The sequence below is a fragment of the Paraburkholderia azotifigens genome, assembly GCF_007995085.1.
In the GTDB taxonomy this organism is placed as follows: domain Bacteria; phylum Pseudomonadota; class Gammaproteobacteria; order Burkholderiales; family Burkholderiaceae; genus Paraburkholderia; species Paraburkholderia azotifigens.
In genome coordinates, this window is record NZ_VOQS01000001.1 from 2,815,074 (window position 1) to 2,832,159 (window position 17,086).

Genomic DNA, 17,086 nt, shown 5'->3' on the forward strand with positions numbered 1-17,086 from the left:
AGTAGGCAATGGCACGTTCTATTAAAAAAGGTCCGTTCTGCGACGCCCATTTGCTGAAGAAGGTTGAGGCGGCTGCAGCATCGCGCGACAAGAAGCCTATCAAGACCTGGTCGCGTCGTTCGACGATCCTGCCGGACTTCATCGGTCTGACGATCGCCGTGCACAACGGCCGTCAACACGTTCCGGTGTACGTCACGGAAAACATGGTCGGCCACAAGCTTGGCGAGTTCGCATTGACCCGTACGTTCAAGGGTCACGCGGCCGACAAGAAGGCCAAGAAATAAGGGGCAATCAAGATGGAAGTGAAAGCAATTCATCGCGGTGCCCGCATCTCGGCGCAGAAGACGCGCCTTGTGGCTGACCAGATCCGTGGTCTGCCGGTCGACAAGGCGCTGAACGTTCTGACGTTCTCGCCGAAGAAGGCGGCGGGTATCGTCAAGAAGGTCGTGCTGTCGGCGATCGCGAATGCGGAGCATAACGAAGGTGCTGATATCGACGAGCTCAAGATCAAGAGCATCTACGTCGACAAGGCGGCTTCGCTGAAGCGTTTCACCGCGCGCGCCAAGGGCCGCGGTAACCGCATCGAGAAGCAATCCTGTCACATCACTGTGACGGTCGGGAATTAAGGAGTCATACGATGGGACAGAAAATTCATCCGACTGGCTTCCGTTTGGCCGTCAGCCGCAATTGGGCTTCGCGTTGGTACGCGAACAACAACAATTTCGCGGCGATGTTGCAGGAAGACATCGGTGTTCGTGAATACCTGAAGAAGAAGCTGAAGAACGCGTCCGTCGGCCGCGTAGTGATCGAGCGTCCTGCAAAGAACGCACGTATCACGATTTTCAGCTCGCGTCCGGGTGTCGTGATCGGCAAGAAGGGTGAAGACATCGAGCTGCTGAAGTCCGAGCTGCAAAAGCGCATGGGCGTTCCGGTTCACGTCAACATCGAAGAAATCCGCAAGCCGGAAACGGATGCGCAGCTGATCGCCGACTCGATCACGCAACAGCTCGAGCGCCGGATCATGTTCCGCCGCGCGATGAAGCGTGCGATGCAAAACGCAATGCGTCTGGGTGCTCAAGGCATCAAGATCATGAGCGCGGGCCGTCTGAACGGTATCGAAATCGCTCGTACGGAATGGTATCGCGAAGGCCGCGTGCCTCTGCATACGCTGCGTGCGGACATCGACTACGCAACGTCGGAAGCGAAGACGACGTACGGCATCATCGGCGTGAAGGTGTGGGTCTACAAGGGCGACACGCTCGGCCGCAACGACGCTCCGGTGGTTGAAGAAGTCGCCGAAGAAAAGCGTCCGCGCCGCAACGCACGTCCGGGCGACCGCCGCCCGCGTCGCGATGGTGAAGGTGCACCGGCAGGTGCTCGCCGTGGCGCTCCGCGCCGTGGTGGTGCCGGCGACGGTAAGACTGGAGAATAACGATGCTGCAACCGAAACGCAGGAAGTATCGCAAAGAGCAGAAGGGTCGTAACACGGGCGTCGCAACGCGTGGTAACGCGGTGTCGTTCGGTGAATACGGTCTGAAGGCTATCGGTCGCGGCCGCCTGACCGCGCGTCAGATTGAAGCAGCGCGTCGTGCAATGACGCGTCACATCAAGCGCGGCGGCCGCATCTGGATTCGCATTTTCCCGGACAAGCCGATCTCGCAAAAGCCGGCTGAAGTGCGTATGGGTAACGGTAAGGGTAACCCTGAGTACTACGTCGCCGAGATTCAACCGGGCAAGATGCTGTACGAAATGGACGGTGTGACCGAAGAACTGGCACGTGAAGCGTTCCGTCTGGCTGCAGCGAAGCTGCCGCTGAAGACGACGTTCATGGTTCGCCAGCTCGGCGCCTAAGGAGTGAATGATGAAGGCATCCGAACTTCACCAGAAAGATCAGGCCGCGCTCAACAAGGAGCTGTCGGACCTGTTGAAGGCGCAATTCGGCCTGCGCATGCAACTCGCGACCCAGCAGCTCACGAACACGAGCCAGCTGAAGAAGGTTCGTCGCGACATCGCACGTGTGCGGACCGTCCTGACTGAGAAGGCGAACCAGAAATGAACGATAGCGTAAAAACCTCGCTCAAGCGGACGCTGGTCGGCAAGGTCGTCAGCAACAAGATGGACAAGACGGTTACCGTCCTGGTCGAGCACCGCGTAAAGCACCCGATCTACGGCAAGTACGTCGTACGTTCGAAGAAGTACCACGCTCACGACGAAGCGAACACCTATAACGAGGGCGACCTCGTCGAAATCCAGGAAACTCGTCCGCTGTCGAAGACGAAGGCCTGGACGGTGTCCCGTCTGGTCGAAGCTGCTCGTATCATCTAAAGCAGCTGAGCAATAGAAGTAGTTGAAATCGCAGTAGATTTCGCTTGCAAGACCGAGATTATTTGTTATAATCTCGGTCTTCCCTCTTTGTGGGAGCCCCATCGCGGGCGAAGTCGTAGGTGGGGGAAGCGACTCGGACGCCAGTCCTTGTCGACAGATTCACCGGATTGCGATGGCGGGTTTCGTTTGCCGTCGCTGCTGTTCTAACCCAAGCAGCCGTTGGCTGACGGGACCAAGACTGACCGAATGCATCATGGTGGTGCGATCGGATTAAGTTGGGAAAGATAAACCATGATCCAGACCGAAACTCGGCTTGAAGTGGCCGACAACACGGGTGCACGTGAAGTCATGTGCATCAAGGTGCTCGGCGGCTCGAAGCGTCGTTATGCCAACATCGGCGACATCATCAAGGTGAGCGTCAAAGAGGCAACGCCGCGCGGGCGCGTGAAGAAAGGCGAGATTTACAACGCCGTGGTGGTTCGCACCGCCAAGGGCGTTCGCCGTCAAGACGGCTCGCTGATCAAGTTCGACGGCAACGCCGCCGTGCTTTTGAATACCAAGCTCGAGCCTATCGGCACCCGCATCTTTGGGCCGGTCACGCGTGAGCTGCGTAGCGAACGCTTCATGAAGATCGTTTCGCTCGCGCCGGAAGTGCTGTAAGGAGCCGAGATGAACAAGATTCGTAAAGGTGACGAAGTCGTCGTCATCACCGGCAAAGACAAGGGCAAGCGCGGTGTCGTGCTGGCCGTTGGCGAAGACCGTGTGACCGTCGAAGGCCTCAATATCGCCAAGAAGCATGTGAAGCCGAACCCGATGAAGGGTACGACGGGCGGTGTGGAAGCGAAGGCAATGCCGTTGCAAATTTCGAACGTCGCACTGGTCGACGCGAATGGCAAGCCGTCGCGTGTCGGCATTAAGGTCGAAGGAGACAAGAAAGTCCGTTTCCTGAAGACGACCGGTGCTGTCCTCGCCTGACGCTGCGGAGTAAAAAATGGCACGTTTGCAAGAATTTTATAAAGAGAAGGTTGTTCCTGGCCTGATCGAGAAGTTCGGTTACAAGTCCGTGATGGAAGTGCCGCGCATCACCAAGATCACCCTGAATATGGGTCTTGGCGAAGCCGTCGCTGACAAGAAGATCATCGAGAACGCCGTTGGCGATCTGACGAAGATCGCGGGCCAGAAGCCGGTGATCACGAAGGCACGCAAGGCAATCGCGGGCTTCAAGATCCGTCAGGGTTACCCGATCGGTGCAATGGTCACGCTGCGTGGCCAGGCAATGTACGAATTCCTGGACCGTTTCGTGACGGTCGCGCTCCCTCGTGTGCGTGACTTCCGTGGCGTGTCGGGCCGTGCATTCGACGGTCGTGGCAACTACAACATCGGTGTGAAAGAGCAGATCATTTTCCCCGAAATCGACTACGACAAAATCGACGCACTGCGTGGGCTGAACATCAGCATCACGACGACTGCGAAGACTGACGACGAAGCAAAGGCACTGCTCGCCAGCTTCAAGTTCCCGTTCAGAAACTGAGGTTACCGTGGCTAAACTGGCACTGATCGAACGTGAAAAGAAGCGTGCGCGCCTGGCTGCCAAGTTCGCACCGAAGCGTGCTGAGCTGAAGGCAATCATCGACGACCAAAGCAAGTCGGAAGAAGAGCGTTACGCAGCTCGCCTCGAGTTGCAACAACTGCCGCGCAATTCGAACCCGACCCGTAAGCGCAACCGTTGCGCGATCACTGGTCGTCCGCGTGGCACCTTCCGTAAATTCGGGCTGGCGCGTAACAAGATTCGTGAAATCGCGTTCCGCGGCGAGATCCCTGGCCTGACCAAGGCGAGCTGGTAATAGGAGAAACGTAAATGAGCATGAGTGATCCTATCGCCGATATGCTGACTCGCATCCGCAATGCGCAGATGGTTGAGAAGGTTTCGGTGACGATGCCCTCGTCGAAAGTCAAGGTTGCTATCGCGCAAGTCCTGAAGGATGAAGGCTATATCGACGATTTCGCGGTGAAGGCTGAAGGTGCGAAGTCGGAATTGAACATCGCGTTGAAGTACTACGCTGGCCGTCCGGTTATCGAGCGCCTCGAGCGCGTCTCGAAGCCTGGTCTGCGCGTGTACCGCGGCCGCAACGAAATCCCGCAGGTCATGAATGGCCTGGGCGTTGCGATCGTTTCGACGCCGAAGGGTGTGATGACCGACCGTAAGGCGCGCGCTACTGGCGTCGGCGGCGAAGTCATCTGCTACGTCGCTTAAAGCCGAAGGGAGAAGAAACATGTCTCGAGTAGGTAAAAGCCCGATCGCGCTGCAAGGCGCAGAAGTGGCCCTGAGCGACGAGCGCATTACCGTCAAGGGCCCGCTGGGTTCGATCTCGCAAAACGCGAATCGCCTGGTGAAGGTGGTGAACGACAACGGCACGCTGAAGTTCGAGCCCGTTGACGAGAGCCGCGAAGCAAATGCGATGTCGGGCACGATGCGCGCGCTGGTCGCGAACATGGTGCACGGCGTGACGAAGGGTTTCGAGCGCAAGCTGACGCTGGTTGGCGTTGGTTATCGTGCACAAGCGCAAGGCGACAAGCTGAACCTGTCGCTGGGTTTCTCGCACCCCGTGGTGCACCAGATGCCGGAAGGCGTCAAGGCTGAAACCCCGTCGCAAACCGAAATCGTGATCAAGGGGATCGACAAGCAGAAAGTTGGCCAGGTCGCTGCAGAAGTGCGCGGCTACCGCCCGCCGGAGCCCTATAAGGGCAAGGGCGTGCGCTATGCCAACGAGGTTGTGATCCTCAAAGAAACGAAGAAGAAGTAAGGGTGCGCAATCATGGATAAGACTCAATCTCGCCTGCGCCGCGCTCGTCAGACGCGGATCAAGATCGCTGAGCTGCAAGTCGCGCGTCTGGCCGTGCATCGCACGAACACGCACATCTATGCGCAAGTGTTCTCGCCGTGCGGCACCAAGGTGCTCGCAAGCGCATCGACGCTCGAAGCCGAAGTGCGTGCGCAGCTGGCTGACCAGTCGGGCAAGGGCGGCAACGTCGCTGCTGCGACCCTGATCGGCAAGCGCATCGCAGAAAAGGCTAAGGCTGCCGGCATCGAATCCGTCGCCTTTGACCGCTCGGGTTTCCGCTACCACGGCCGCGTGAAGGCGCTGGCTGATGCGGCGCGCGAAGCCGGGCTCAAGTTCTAAGGAAGGAATTCGTCATGGCAAAGATGCAAGCGAAAGTTCAGGCTGACGAACGCGACGACGGCCTTCGCGAAAAGATGATTTCGGTCAACCGCGTGACCAAGGTCGTGAAGGGTGGCCGTATTCTCGGCTTCGCCGCACTGACCGTAGTTGGCGACGGTGATGGCCGCGTCGGCATGGGCAAGGGCAAGGCCAAGGAAGTTCCGGTCGCTGTTCAGAAGGCAATGGAACAGGCCCGCCGCAACATGTTCAAGGTGCCGCTCAAGAACGGTACGTTGCAGCACGAAGTGCACGGTAAGCACGGCGCATCGACGGTCCTCCTCGCTCCGGCGAAGGACGGTACCGGCGTGATCGCTGGCGGCCCGATGCGTGCAGTGTTCGACGTGATGGGCGTGCAAAACGTCGTGGCCAAGAGCCACGGTTCGACGAACCCGTACAACCTCGTTCGTGCGACGCTGGACGGTCTGCGCAAGCAGTCGACGCCGGCTGACATCGCGGCGAAGCGTGGTAAGTCCGTCGAAGACATTCTGGGCTAAGGTGGTCACCATGTCTGAAAAAACTGTCAAGGTTCAGCTCGTCAAGAGCCTGATTGGGACCCGCGAATCGCACCGCGCTACGGTGCGCGGTCTTGGCCTGCGCCGCCTGAACTCGGTTAGCGAGCTGCAGGACACGCCGGCTGTGCGCGGCATGATCAACAAGGTCTCGTACCTCGTTAAGGTCATCGGCTAAGCGGCCGTTCGGGCACTCAAGGAGTTGATAATGGAATTGAATAACCTGAAGCCGGCTGAAGGCGCGAAGCACGCAAAGCGTCGCGTGGGTCGCGGCATCGGCTCCGGCCTCGGCAAGACCGCTGGCCGTGGCCACAAGGGTCAGAAATCGCGTTCGGGCGGCTTCCACAAGGTCGGCTTCGAAGGCGGTCAGATGCCTCTGCAGCGCCGTCTGCCGAAGCGCGGCTTTACCTCGCTGACGAAGGAATTCGTCGGTGAAGTGCGCCTTGGCGATCTTGAGAAGCTGCCGGTCGACGAAATCGATCTGCTGGCACTGAAGCAAGCCGGTCTGATCGGCGAGATGATGACGAGCGCCAAGATCATCGCGACGGGCGAGCTGAAGCGCAAGGTCGTTGTGAAGGGTCTGGGTGCGACGAAGGGCGCGCGCGCTGCGATCGAAGCAGCGGGCGGTTCTTTCGCCGAGTAACGTGCAAGTCGATTGCCGTCACTAGCATTTGCATCGGAGAAGGTACTTGGCTAACAGCCCGAGTCTCGCAAAACCCGGTCGAAGCGCGGCGAAGTTTGGCGATCTGCGTCGGCGAGCAGTGTTTCTGCTGCTGGCGCTGGTCGTCTACCGCATTGGCGCGCATATTCCGGTGCCGGGTATCGACCCGGACCAGCTGGCTAAGTTGTTCCAAAGCCAGTCGGGCGGCATCCTTGGCATGTTCAACATGTTCTCGGGTGGCGCACTTTCGCGGTTCACGATTTTCGCGCTGGGGATCATGCCGTACATTTCGGCGTCGATCATCATGCAGTTGCTGGCGATTGTCTCGCCGCAGCTGGAAGCGCTGAAGAAGGAAGGGCAGGCAGGGCAACGGAAGATCACGCAGTACACGCGCGTGTTCACCGTGGTTCTGGCGACGTTTCAGGCTTTCGGTATCGCTGTCGCGCTGGAAAACCAGCCGGCACTGGTGATCGATCCTGGCATGGTCTTCCGGCTGACGACGGTTGTGACGCTCGTGACCGGCACGATGTTCCTGATGTGGCTCGGTGAGCAGATCACGGAACGCGGTCTGGGTAACGGCATTTCGATCATCATTTTCGGCGGTATCGCGGCGGGTTTCCCGAATGCGATCGGTGGTCTTTTCGAACTGGTTCGCACCGGCTCGATGAGCATCATCTCGGCGATCATCGTGGTCGCGCTGATTGCAGCTGTCACGTATCTGGTGGTGTTCATCGAACGCGGCCAGCGCAAGATCCTTGTGAACTACGCGAAGCGGCAGGTCGGCAATAAGATCTACGGTGGACAGTCGTCACATCTGCCGCTGAAGCTGAACATGTCGGGCGTGATTCCGCCGATCTTCGCATCGTCGATCATCCTGTTCCCGGCAACTATCCTGAACTGGTTCAGTTCGGGATCGCGGACCGGCTGGTTCGCGGACACGCTGCACAATGTGGCCGAAGCGCTCAAGCCTGGTCAGCCGGTGTACGTGTTGCTGTACGCGTTGGCGATCGTGTTCTTCTGCTTCTTCTACACCGCGCTGGTGTTCAACAGCAGAGAGACGGCCGACAACCTGAAGAAGAGTGGCGCATTCGTTCCGGGTATCCGTCCGGGTGACCAGACGGCACGCTATATCGACCGCATCCTGACGCGTCTGACGTTGGCCGGTGCGATCTACATCGTGTTTGTCTGCCTGCTTCCGGAGTTTTTGGTACTGCGCTGGAATGTGCCGTTTTATTTTGGTGGAACGTCGCTGCTGATCATTGTCGTCGTCACAATGGATTTCATGGCGCAGGTGCAGTCGTACGTTATGTCGCAACAGTATGAGTCGCTGCTGAAGAAGGCAAACTTCAAGGGCGGCGGCGTCCCGATGCGTTGAAAGGACTTATGGCCAAAGACGATGTAATCCAGATGCAGGGCGAGGTTATCGAAAACCTCCCCAACGCTACCTTCCGGGTGAAGCTGGAAAACGGCCATGTCGTATTGGGACATATCTCCGGCAAGATGCGGATGCACTACATCCGTATCCTTCCGGGCGACAAGGTGACGGTTGAATTGACGCCTTACGATCTGTCGCGTGCGCGGATCGTGTTCCGGGCGAAGTGATTTAAAAAAAGGGTAATATCATGAAAGTGATGGCATCGGTTAAGCGCATTTGCCGCAATTGCAAGATCATCAAGCGCAAGGGCGTCGTTCGCGTGATTTGCAGCTCTGATCCGCGCCACAAGCAGCGTCAAGGCTGAACGCCGCGCTTTTGTTTGCGCTTTTTGTTTGAGGAAAAACAATGGCTCGTATCGCAGGGGTTAACATCCCGAATCACCAGCATACCGAAATCGGCCTGACGGCAATTTACGGTGTTGGCCGCACGCGTTCGCGCGACATTTGCGTCGCAGCTGGTGTGGCATTTTCGAAGAAGGTTAAGGACCTGACCGACGCAGATCTCGAAAAGCTGCGCGAAGAAGTCGGCAAGTTTATCGTTGAAGGCGATCTGCGCCGTGAAACGACGATGAACATCAAGCGCCTGATGGACCTCGGTTGCTATCGTGGCGTGCGCCATCGTAAGGGCCTGCCCCTGCGTGGCCAGCGTACTCGTACGAATGCTCGTACGCGCAAGGGTCCGCGTCGTGCAGCGCAATCGCTGAAGAAGTAAGCGAGACTGACAGTTACAGGAAAACGTAATGGCTAAGGCTTCGAACAACTCCGCGGCGCAACGCGTTCGCAAGAAGGTTAAGAAGAACGTCGCCGAGGGCGTAGTTCACGTTCACGCGTCGTTCAACAACACCATCATCACGATCACCGACCGTCAAGGCAATGCATTGGCCTGGGCAACGTCGGGTGGCCAGGGCTTCAAGGGTTCGCGTAAGTCGACCCCGTTTGCAGCTCAGGTTGCCGCCGAATCGGCTGGTCGCGTGGCGATGGAATACGGCGTGAAGAACCTCGAAGTGCGGATCAAGGGCCCCGGTCCTGGCCGTGAGTCCGCGGTGCGCGCGCTGCATGGTCTTGGTATCAAGATCACCGCGATCTCCGACGTGACGCCGGTTCCGCACAACGGCTGCCGTCCGCCGAAGCGTCGTCGTATCTAAGACGCTTGCTCCGCATGCGCCTGTTGCCGCTAAAGGCGGTAGCAGGCTGCTTGCGTTATTGAATTGACTAAGCCCACCGTTCGACCCAAAGGGTTCGGACTAGCGTGAATGCAAGTTCACGTGATCAATCATAGAAGGAATGCAAAGTGGCACGCTATATCGGCCCTAAAGCCAAGCTGTCTCGCCGTGAAGGCACCGATCTCTTCCTGAAGAGCGCACGTCGTTCGCTCGCTGACAAGTGCAAGCTTGACAGCAAGCCCGGTCAACATGGCCGCACCTCGGGCGCTCGTACGTCCGATTACGGCACGCAGCTGCGCGAAAAGCAAAAAGTGAAGCGCATCTACGGCGTGCTCGAGCGCCAGTTCCGCCGCTACTTCGCTGAAGCCGACCGCCGCAAGGGCAACACGGGTGAAAACCTGCTGAAGCTGCTCGAGTCGCGTCTGGACAACGTCGTGTATCGCATGGGCTTCGGCTCGACGCGCGCTGAAGCGCGTCAGCTCGTGAGCCACAAGGCAATCACGGTGAACGGCGTCGTCGCGAACATCCCGTCGCTGCAAGTGAAGGCGGGCGATGTGGTCGCGGTGCGCGAGCAGTCGAAGAAGCAGGCGCGTATCCTGGAAGCATTGTCACTGGCTGAACAAGGCGGCATGCCGAGCTGGGTTGCTGTCGATTCGAAGAAGTTCGAAGGCACGTTCAAGGCAATGCCGGAACGCAGCGACATCGCCGGCGACATCAACGAAAGCCTGATCGTCGAATTGTATTCGCGCTAATCGGATTAACGGCCGAGGTTCCCTGATTGCGTTAGGCAAGGGGGCGCCTCGGCTGTTTATTTTCAGGTTGTTACCGGTCAGCCTTATCGGTGTAACGAGCCGAGGGTATTGAAAAGGAAAACCTATGCAAACCAGTTTGTTGAAGCCCAAGATTATTGCAGTTGAATCGCTTGGCGAAAGCCACGCGAAAGTGGTCATGGAGCCGTTTGAACGCGGCTATGGCCACACCTTGGGTAACGCGCTTCGGCGCGTGTTGCTGTCGTCGATGGTCGGCTATGCGCCTACCGAAGTGACGATCGCAGGCGTCGTGCATGAATATTCGACGCTCGATGGTGTGCAAGAGGACGTGGTCAACCTGTTGTTGAACCTGAAGGGCGTGGTGTTCAAGCTGCATAACCGTGACGAAGTGACGGTTACGCTGCGCAAAGAAGGCGAAGGCGTCGTCACGGCTGGCGACATCGAGCTCGCGCATGACTGCGAAGTGATCAACCCGGATCACGTGATCGCGCATCTGTCGAAGGGCGGCAAGCTCGACGTTCAGATCAAGGTCGAAAAGGGCCGCGGCTACGTGCCGGGCAACGTGCGTCGTTATGGCGAAGAGTCGGCCAAGATTATCGGCCGTATCGTGCTGGACGCGTCGTTCTCGCCGGTTCGCCGTGTGAGCTATGCAGTGGAAAGCGCGCGTGTCGAACAGCGTACCGACCTCGACAAGCTCGTGATGAACATCGAAACCAACGGTGTGATCTCGCCGGAAGAAGCGATCCGTCAATCGGCGCGTATTCTGGTCGATCAGCTGTCGGTGTTCGCAGCGCTGGAAGGCACGGAAGCAGCGGCAGAGGCACCGTCGCGCGCTCCGCAGATCGATCCGATCCTGCTGCGTCCGGTCGATGATCTCGAACTGACGGTTCGTTCGGCGAACTGCCTGAAGGCCGAGAACATTTACTACATCGGCGACCTGATCCAGCGCACGGAAAACGAGCTGCTGAAGACGCCGAACCTGGGCCGTAAGTCGCTGAACGAGATCAAGGAAGTGCTCGCTTCGCGTGGCCTGACGCTCGGCATGAAGCTCGAAAACTGGCCGCCGGCTGGTCTCGACAAGTAATACGCGTCGAACAGAAGTCGTACCGCAAGTGGTCAAGACGCGGATTTTCCTTTAAAATCCGCGTCTTGCCTTTTTCACTACCGGCCCGTGCTTTCGGACTCACAGAAAGCGATAGAAGAGCTGGACCAAAACTTTGATTCAAGGAAATTGAAATGCGTCACCGTCATGGTCTGCGGAAACTGAACCGCACGAGCAGCCACCGTCTGGCAATGCTCCGTAACATGTCCAACTCGCTGATCGAGCACGAAGTCATCAAGACGACGCTGCCGAAGGCGAAGGAACTCCGTAAAGTCGTCGAGCCGCTGATCACGCTCGGCAAGAAGCCGTCGCTGGCTAACCGTCGTCTGGCGTTCAACCGCCTGCGCGATCGTGACTCGGTCACGAAGCTGTTCGACGTGCTGGGCCCGCGCTTCGCGAACCGTCCGGGTGGCTATCTGCGCATCCTGAAGTTCGGTTTCCGCGTCGGCGACAACGCACCGATGGCACTGGTCGAACTGCTCGACCGTCCGGAAGTCGAGGAAGTCGAAAACGTTGCAGAAGCTGAATAAGCGCTCTGACAACAGCTAAAAAGCCAGGCGAAAGCCTGGCTTTTTTGTTTCCAGCTTGCGTTTTTCCTATGCCGTTCGGCGGGGGAGCGGGCTCTCGGGACAAGGTGATACGATACCGTCACCCTGTTATGCAAAGCGCTGGAGCGGTCAGTGAACGTGAATGTGAGTTTGGTGTTGGCGACCGTGCCGGACCTCGCAACGGCGCAGAAATTGGCTCAGGACGCGCTTTCTGCGCGTCTCGCCGCCTGCGTGGCGCGGCTTGGCGGCGTTCAATCGAGCTACCATTGGCAGGGCAAAATCGAATCGGCAGAAGAGATCCAGTTGATGTTCAAGACGAGCGTCGCGCGAACGCTCGAACTCGAACGGTTCATTCAGGCTCAGCATCCGTACGACACCCCCGAAATTCTCTCCTGGCAAGTCACTGCATCGGCCGCATACGGCCAGTGGGTGAACACCGAAACGCAACGCCCGATCCATGTTTAACCGTTTGTCCCGTCGCTGGCGCGCTTTCGCGCGCATTGTCACCTTCATCGCTAGCATTTTGATGCTGTCGCTGACTTCGGTCGGCGTGGTTCGCGCCGACGACTTTCTCGATCCCGCCGACGCGTTCAAATTCAGCGCTTCGGAACAGCCCGGCGAGGTGCTGGTTCACTACAAGATCGCCGACGGCTACTACATGTACCGCGAGCGATTCGCCTTTGCGACCCGCAACGGCACGGTCAGTATCGGTGAAGCGGAATTGCCCGCGGGGCACGTGAAGTTCGACCAGACGTTCAACAAGAATGTCGAGACCTATCGCGGCGAATTGACCATTCGCGTGCCTGTGAGCCAGGCGAGCGGTCCGTTCGATCTCGCTGTGACGTCGCAGGGTTGCGCGGACGCGGGCATCTGCTATCCGCCCATGGAGCGGATCTACCACGTGACCGGCGCGGCACTGCATGCAGCGGTTGCAGGCGCCGCGCAGCAGACTCAGGTTCAGGACGCGCCAGGCGGCGCCTCGTGGTACGAGCGTGCAACCAGTGCCGACTACGCGCAGTCGCTGCTCCAAGGCGGCGGGTTCTTCGCGATCGTCGGACTGTATTTCGTTGCCGGTGTCGTGCTGAGCCTGCTGCCGTGCTCGTATCCGATGATCCCGATTCTGTCCGCGATCATCATCGGTGAAGGGCCGCGCGTGACGCGAGGGCGCGGATTCGCGCTGTCGCTGGCCTATGTCGTCGGGATGGCGCTCGTGTACACGGTGCTTGGCGTTGCAGCTGCGCTCGTCGGACAGAGCCTAGGTGCATGGCTGCAGAACCCATGGGTGCTGGGGGCGTTTGCTGTCTTGCTCACCGTGTTTGCCCTGACGCTGATTGCCGGCGTCGATATCGTGTTGCCGCAGCGCTGGCAGAGCGGCGTGTCGAAGGCGTCCGAGGGCCGCTCGGGCGGCAAATTCGCAGCCGTCGCGGCGATGGGCGCACTTTCGGCGCTGGTGGTCGGTGCGTGCATGACGGCGCCGCTATTCGCGGTACTGGCGTTCATTGCGCACACCGGAAACGCGGCACTGGGCGGCGCAGCTCTCTTTTCCATGGGCATCGGCCTGGGTGTGCCGTTGCTCATCATCGGGCTCGGCGCAGGTACGTTGCTGCCGCGCGCCGGTGCATGGATGGACAGCGTGAAGGTCTTCTTCGGCGTGATCCTGCTCGCGGCGGCACTGTGGATCGTTTGGCCGGTGTTGCCCCCGATTCCGCAAATGTTGCTCGCAGCATCCTGGCTCCTGATCGCTGCCGCCGCTCTGGGACTGTTTTCTCGCCATGCGGACGCGACGTCGATCTGGCACGGGCTTGGCCGCGGACTGGGGGCTGCATTGGCGATCTGGGCCGCGACCCTGCTGATCGGTCTGGCAGCGGGATCGACGGATCCGCTGAAGCCGCTCGCCGTGCTCGCCGGCCATACCCCGAATGCAGCCTCCGGGCAGGCCCAGCAGAGCGATCTGTCGTTCGCCCCGGTGCGCTCGTCAGGACAGCTCGACGAGGCCGTCAAAACGGCTGCACAGCCCGCTATGCTCGATTTTTACGCAGACTGGTGTGTCAGCTGCAAGGAAATGGAGAAGTTCACCTTCAGCGACCCGCGCGTACAAGCGAAGCTGAAGCAAATGAACCTGCTGCGCGCCGACGTCACGGCGAACAACACGGACGATCAGGTGCTTCTCAAACGCTTCAATCTGTTCGGGCCGCCTGGAATCATCTTTTTCGACCGACGCGGGAAAGAGGTGCTGCGCGTCGTCGGATATGAATCGGCGGACACGTTCCTGAAAAGTCTGGATCGGGCGATGCCGGGGCCTCAGATCTGAGAGCCGGGTCAGAAGCCGGAGCGATCAGCGCACCTTCGAGGACGCAGGCGGACTTGCAATGAAAAAAGCGGAGGCCGCCGCGAGGCAACCTCCGCTTCCCACTAAATAACGGCGCTGTCTTGTATTGCGCGATACGCCGCCGCGCCAGGATCAAAGACTCACTTCTGGGCCCGCAGCAGCCGCGCAGCGTCCAGCGCGAAGTACGTCAGCACGCCATCGGCACCTGCGCGCTTGAACGCGAGCAGCGATTCCATCATCACCTTGTCGTGATCCAGCCAGCCGTTCTGCGCAGCCGCCTTCAGCATCGCGTACTCACCGCTCACCTGGTACACGTACGTCGGGAAGCGGAATTCGTCCTTCACGCGCCGGACGATATCGAGATACGGCATGCCCGGCTTGACCATCACCATGTCCGCGCCTTCGTCGATGTCGGCGCGCACTTCGCGCAGCGCCTCGTCCGAGTTGGCGGGATCCAGCTGATACGTCATCTTGTTGCCCTTGCCGAGGTTCGCTGCGGAACCCACGGCATCGCGGAACGGGCCGTAGAACGCGGACGCGAACTTTGCCGAATACGCCATGATCCGCGTGTGGATGTGGCCTTCGCTCTCGAGCATCTCGCGAATCGAGCCGATCCGGCCGTCCATCATGTCCGACGGAGCGACGATGTCGACGCCCGCCTGCGCCTGAGTCTGTGCCTGCTCGACAAGGATCTCGACGGTTTCGTCGTTGATCACATAGCCATTTTCGTCGAGCACGCCGTCCTGACCGTGGCTCGTGTACGGATCGAGCGCGACGTCCGTCAGCACACCCAGTTCAGGGAAACGGTTCTTCAGTTCGCGCACGGCGCGCGGAATCAGGCCGGCTTCGTTGGTTGCCTCGCGGCCATCGGGCGTCTTCAGCGACGGCTCGATCACCGGGAACAGCGACAGCACGGGCACGCCGAGTTCCACGCACTGCTCGGCGACGCCCATCAGCAGATCGACCGATACGCGCTCGACGCCCGGCATCGATGGAACGGCCTGACGCACGTTCGTCCCCTCGATCACGAAGACGGGGTAAATCAGATCATTGGTGGTGAGGATGTTTTCGCGCATCATGCGGCGCGAGAATTCGTCCCGGCGCATGCGGCGCGGGCGGTGATGCGGATAGAAGCTCATGTGAGGGTATCTGCAGAAGTCAAAAATGCTGGCCGTGCCCTGCCAGAAACTTTTCGAGACAATGGTATATCATACCGATCGAGCAAGGCGCCTAGCGCTGACCTCCCCGCTTCTCCTCCCTGAGCGGGTGCCTGTCGTTTTTCGATTAGGCTGTTTAACCCGCCGTTAACAAGCGGCGGGTTTTTTTCTGGGCGAACGAAAAGCACCGCGAGCTTACCGCGGCGGGCGTTCGGGCCTTACGAAGGCTTTATTCCGTGGCAGCAGGACTGGCGGAATCGCCCGCCAGATCGGGCGCGATCCAGCTTTCGATCAATTCGTGCGCCTCATCGAGGCCGACCCGCTTGAGCGCAGAAAACAGCTGGGCGGTCAGTTCGCCCTGATAACCCGCCGCGCGATATTCATCCAACCCTTTCTTTGTTGTACGCAGCGCGTTCACGCTCTCCTGGCGGGTCAATTTGTCGCACTTGGTGAGTAAAGTGTGAATCGGCTTACCCGTCGGCGCGAACCACTCGATCATCCGGCGATCCAGTTCCGTGAGCGGCCGGCGCGAATCCATCATCAGGATCATGCCGCGCAGCTGCGAGCGCGTTTGCAGATACGACGACAGCAATTGCTCCCAATGCGCTTTCGCCGCGCCGGGCACTTCGGCGTAACCGTAGCCGGGCAGGTCGACGAGATTCGCGACGGGCTCGGCTGCCGGACCGACCGAGAAGTAGTTGATGTGCTGCGTACGCCCCGGCGTCTTGCTGGCGAAGGCAAGACGCTTCTGGTTGCAGAGGATGTTGATGGCAGTCGACTTCCCGGCGTTCGAGCGCCCCGCGAAAGCGACCTCGGGCTGCGGCGAAGGCGGCAGATCCCGCAGGTGATTGACGGTCGTAAAGAAGCGGGCTTGGTGGAGCAGGAAAGACATGAGAAGACCAGAAGGACGGGTGAATGGACGTCGAGCGGACGTCCTGCGCACATCGACGGAGACGGTGAAATGCCATGCAAGGGCGATGCAGCCCCGCCGTAAAGGCCGGAGAGGCCCGACTGGCGCCAGATCGATTAGCGAGTTATTGTACAATACGATGGTTTACTGAAAACCTGTGAGGCCGCCGCGCGGGCCTCGGCGACCGGGTGGTCGCTGTCGTATTTTGCAGAACCTCTAATTCCCACAAGACGAAACAGGGTGTGCGAATGAATCGACTGGGCAAGTTTCTGGTGGTGCTTCACACAGCAGCAGGTCTTTCAGGTTTGGCAGTACAGGCAACAGCGGCAGATCAGACAAAGCCGGATTTGAATCGGGGGCAGGCAATCGCAGCGCAGGTATGCGCTTCGTGTCACGGTGCGGACGGTAACAGCGCGGGCGGGGCCTATCCCAAGCTCGCCGGGCAGCATCCCGAATATCTCGTCAAGCAGCTCAAGGACTTCAAGATACAAGCCGGCGCGAAGCAGCCCGCTCGCAACAATGCGATCATGGCGGGCATGGCGGCGGCGTTGACCGATCAGGACATGGTCAACGTGGCGGCGTACTTTGCGTCGCAGGCACCGAAGCCCGGTTACGCGCACAACAAGGACACAGTGCCCCTCGGACAGAAGATCTACCGCGCGGGCGTCGCCGATAAAGGCGTGCCGGCGTGCGCAAGCTGTCATGGGCCGACGGGGCAGGGTATTCCGTCACAGTATCCGCGCATCTCGGGGCAATGGTCGGATTACACGGTGGCGCAGTTGAACGCGTTCACGCAGGGGCCGGGCGCGCGCAACAACAACGAAGCGATGCACGCCATTGCATCCCGCCTGTCGGATAGCGAGATCAAGGCTGTCGCTGATTACATCGCGGGCTTGCATTAAGAGTCCGTACGAAAGCGAAGCCGGCCGCGGGTCAGTCAGGCGGCTGGCGAGAAAA

General features: G+C 59.5%; 29 protein-coding genes. 27 read left to right on the forward strand and 2 right to left on the reverse strand.

The window, feature by feature from the left end:
- The first annotated feature begins 8 nt into the window (after positions 1-8).
- From rpsS to dsbD, 26 genes are all read left to right on the forward strand, one after another.
- A complete protein-coding gene (rpsS, locus tag FRZ40_RS12525; RefSeq protein WP_006998484.1) occupies positions 9-284 on the forward strand; it encodes a 30S ribosomal protein S19 in 276 nt (91 codons plus the stop codon).
- A 12-nt stretch (positions 285-296) separates the two neighbouring features.
- On the forward strand, positions 297-626 hold the full coding sequence (rplV, locus tag FRZ40_RS12530) for a 50S ribosomal protein L22 (RefSeq protein WP_004199272.1): 330 nt from the start codon (positions 297-299) through the stop codon (positions 624-626).
- Between the two features lie 11 nt (positions 627-637).
- The gene (rpsC, locus tag FRZ40_RS12535) at positions 638-1,432 is read left to right on the forward strand and encodes a 30S ribosomal protein S3 (RefSeq protein ID WP_012402193.1); all 795 of its coding nucleotides are present in this window, start codon (positions 638-640) and stop codon (positions 1,430-1,432) included.
- 2 nt (positions 1,433-1,434) lie between these two features.
- A complete protein-coding gene (gene rplP, locus FRZ40_RS12540) occupies positions 1,435-1,851 on the forward strand; it encodes a 50S ribosomal protein L16 (protein ID WP_007730545.1) in 417 nt (138 codons plus the stop codon).
- A gap of 10 nt (positions 1,852-1,861) precedes the next feature.
- Positions 1,862-2,056 (forward strand): 50S ribosomal protein L29, encoded by a 195-nt coding sequence (gene rpmC, locus FRZ40_RS12545; RefSeq protein WP_007180130.1) that lies wholly within the window; start codon positions 1,862-1,864, stop codon positions 2,054-2,056.
- Positions 2,053-2,325, forward strand: coding sequence for a 30S ribosomal protein S17 (gene rpsQ, locus FRZ40_RS12550; RefSeq protein ID WP_012402190.1), 273 nt, complete (start codon positions 2,053-2,055; stop codon positions 2,323-2,325). The genes rpmC and rpsQ overlap by 4 nt, the downstream gene beginning before the upstream one ends.
- Positions 2,326-2,616: 291 nt before the next feature.
- Positions 2,617-2,985, forward strand: a complete 369-nt coding sequence (rplN, locus tag FRZ40_RS12555) for a 50S ribosomal protein L14 (protein ID WP_012402188.1) — start codon at positions 2,617-2,619, stop codon at positions 2,983-2,985.
- A gap of 9 nt (positions 2,986-2,994) precedes the next feature.
- Positions 2,995-3,300 (forward strand): 50S ribosomal protein L24, encoded by a 306-nt coding sequence (gene rplX, locus FRZ40_RS12560; protein WP_028367648.1) that lies wholly within the window; start codon positions 2,995-2,997, stop codon positions 3,298-3,300.
- A 16-nt stretch (positions 3,301-3,316) separates the two neighbouring features.
- Complete coding sequence (rplE, locus tag FRZ40_RS12565) at positions 3,317-3,856, forward strand: 50S ribosomal protein L5 (protein WP_006052214.1); 540 nt, start codon at positions 3,317-3,319, stop codon at positions 3,854-3,856.
- A 7-nt stretch (positions 3,857-3,863) separates the two neighbouring features.
- Positions 3,864-4,169: a 30S ribosomal protein S14 gene (rpsN, locus tag FRZ40_RS12570; RefSeq protein WP_007730586.1), complete on the forward strand. Its 306-nt coding sequence runs from the start codon at positions 3,864-3,866 to the stop codon at positions 4,167-4,169.
- Between the two features lie 14 nt (positions 4,170-4,183).
- Positions 4,184-4,579 carry a 30S ribosomal protein S8 gene (rpsH, locus tag FRZ40_RS12575; RefSeq protein ID WP_028367647.1) on the forward strand — a complete coding sequence of 132 codons (396 nt, stop codon included), beginning with the start codon at positions 4,184-4,186 and terminating at the stop codon, positions 4,577-4,579.
- Between the two features lie 19 nt (positions 4,580-4,598).
- Positions 4,599-5,129 (forward strand): 50S ribosomal protein L6, encoded by a 531-nt coding sequence (gene rplF, locus FRZ40_RS12580; protein ID WP_028367646.1) that lies wholly within the window; start codon positions 4,599-4,601, stop codon positions 5,127-5,129.
- A gap of 12 nt (positions 5,130-5,141) precedes the next feature.
- On the forward strand, positions 5,142-5,507 hold the full coding sequence (gene rplR / locus FRZ40_RS12585; RefSeq protein WP_008923336.1) for a 50S ribosomal protein L18: 366 nt from the start codon (positions 5,142-5,144) through the stop codon (positions 5,505-5,507).
- A 14-nt stretch (positions 5,508-5,521) separates the two neighbouring features.
- Entirely contained in the window at positions 5,522-6,040 is a 519-nt protein-coding gene (rpsE, locus tag FRZ40_RS12590; protein ID WP_007730604.1) for a 30S ribosomal protein S5, read from the forward strand.
- 10 nt (positions 6,041-6,050) lie between these two features.
- Entirely contained in the window at positions 6,051-6,233 is a 183-nt protein-coding gene (gene rpmD, locus FRZ40_RS12595; RefSeq protein WP_004202755.1) for a 50S ribosomal protein L30, read from the forward strand.
- 30 nt (positions 6,234-6,263) lie between these two features.
- Positions 6,264-6,698, forward strand: a complete 435-nt coding sequence (rplO, locus tag FRZ40_RS12600; RefSeq protein ID WP_028367645.1) for a 50S ribosomal protein L15 — start codon at positions 6,264-6,266, stop codon at positions 6,696-6,698.
- Positions 6,699-6,744: 46 nt separating this feature from the next.
- A complete protein-coding gene (gene secY, locus FRZ40_RS12605; protein WP_012402182.1) occupies positions 6,745-8,091 on the forward strand; it encodes a preprotein translocase subunit SecY in 1,347 nt (448 codons plus the stop codon).
- An 8-nt stretch (positions 8,092-8,099) separates the two neighbouring features.
- Positions 8,100-8,318 carry a translation initiation factor IF-1 gene (gene infA, locus FRZ40_RS12610; protein ID WP_004521905.1) on the forward strand — a complete coding sequence of 73 codons (219 nt, stop codon included), beginning with the start codon at positions 8,100-8,102 and terminating at the stop codon, positions 8,316-8,318.
- A 20-nt stretch (positions 8,319-8,338) separates the two neighbouring features.
- Positions 8,339-8,455 carry a 50S ribosomal protein L36 gene (rpmJ, locus tag FRZ40_RS12615; protein ID WP_004199844.1) on the forward strand — a complete coding sequence of 39 codons (117 nt, stop codon included), beginning with the start codon at positions 8,339-8,341 and terminating at the stop codon, positions 8,453-8,455.
- Between the two features lie 41 nt (positions 8,456-8,496).
- The gene (rpsM, locus tag FRZ40_RS12620) at positions 8,497-8,862 is read left to right on the forward strand and encodes a 30S ribosomal protein S13 (RefSeq protein WP_013589830.1); all 366 of its coding nucleotides are present in this window, start codon (positions 8,497-8,499) and stop codon (positions 8,860-8,862) included.
- 28 nt (positions 8,863-8,890) lie between these two features.
- Positions 8,891-9,295 carry a 30S ribosomal protein S11 gene (gene rpsK / locus FRZ40_RS12625; protein WP_006052224.1) on the forward strand — a complete coding sequence of 135 codons (405 nt, stop codon included), beginning with the start codon at positions 8,891-8,893 and terminating at the stop codon, positions 9,293-9,295.
- A gap of 146 nt (positions 9,296-9,441) precedes the next feature.
- Complete coding sequence (rpsD, locus tag FRZ40_RS12630; RefSeq protein ID WP_028367644.1) at positions 9,442-10,065, forward strand: 30S ribosomal protein S4; 624 nt, start codon at positions 9,442-9,444, stop codon at positions 10,063-10,065.
- A 124-nt stretch (positions 10,066-10,189) separates the two neighbouring features.
- Positions 10,190-11,167 carry a DNA-directed RNA polymerase subunit alpha gene (locus FRZ40_RS12635; RefSeq protein ID WP_007730697.1) on the forward strand — a complete coding sequence of 326 codons (978 nt, stop codon included), beginning with the start codon at positions 10,190-10,192 and terminating at the stop codon, positions 11,165-11,167.
- A gap of 152 nt (positions 11,168-11,319) precedes the next feature.
- Positions 11,320-11,715, forward strand: coding sequence for a 50S ribosomal protein L17 (gene rplQ / locus FRZ40_RS12640; protein ID WP_007730705.1), 396 nt, complete (start codon positions 11,320-11,322; stop codon positions 11,713-11,715).
- Between the two features lie 150 nt (positions 11,716-11,865).
- On the forward strand, positions 11,866-12,198 hold the full coding sequence (gene cutA, locus FRZ40_RS12645; RefSeq protein WP_147234271.1) for a divalent-cation tolerance protein CutA: 333 nt from the start codon (positions 11,866-11,868) through the stop codon (positions 12,196-12,198).
- Positions 12,191-14,044: a protein-disulfide reductase DsbD gene (gene dsbD, locus FRZ40_RS12650; protein WP_147234272.1), complete on the forward strand. Its 1,854-nt coding sequence runs from the start codon at positions 12,191-12,193 to the stop codon at positions 14,042-14,044. The genes cutA and dsbD overlap by 8 nt, the downstream gene beginning before the upstream one ends.
- Positions 14,045-14,202: 158 nt before the next feature.
- On the opposite strand, the gene hemB is transcribed toward dsbD, so the two are convergent.
- Both hemB and yihA read right to left on the reverse strand, forming a co-directional pair.
- Positions 14,203-15,201: a porphobilinogen synthase gene (gene hemB / locus FRZ40_RS12655; protein ID WP_147234273.1), complete on the reverse strand. Its 999-nt coding sequence runs from the start codon at positions 15,199-15,201 to the stop codon at positions 14,203-14,205.
- Between the two features lie 247 nt (positions 15,202-15,448).
- Complete coding sequence (gene yihA / locus FRZ40_RS12660; RefSeq protein WP_028367640.1) at positions 15,449-16,111, reverse strand: ribosome biogenesis GTP-binding protein YihA/YsxC; 663 nt, start codon at positions 16,109-16,111, stop codon at positions 15,449-15,451.
- A 266-nt stretch (positions 16,112-16,377) separates the two neighbouring features.
- Between yihA and FRZ40_RS12665 the strand changes: the two genes are divergently transcribed.
- A complete protein-coding gene (locus FRZ40_RS12665) occupies positions 16,378-17,031 on the forward strand; it encodes a c-type cytochrome (protein ID WP_147234274.1) in 654 nt (217 codons plus the stop codon).
- The last annotated feature ends 55 nt before the right edge of the window (positions 17,032-17,086 follow it).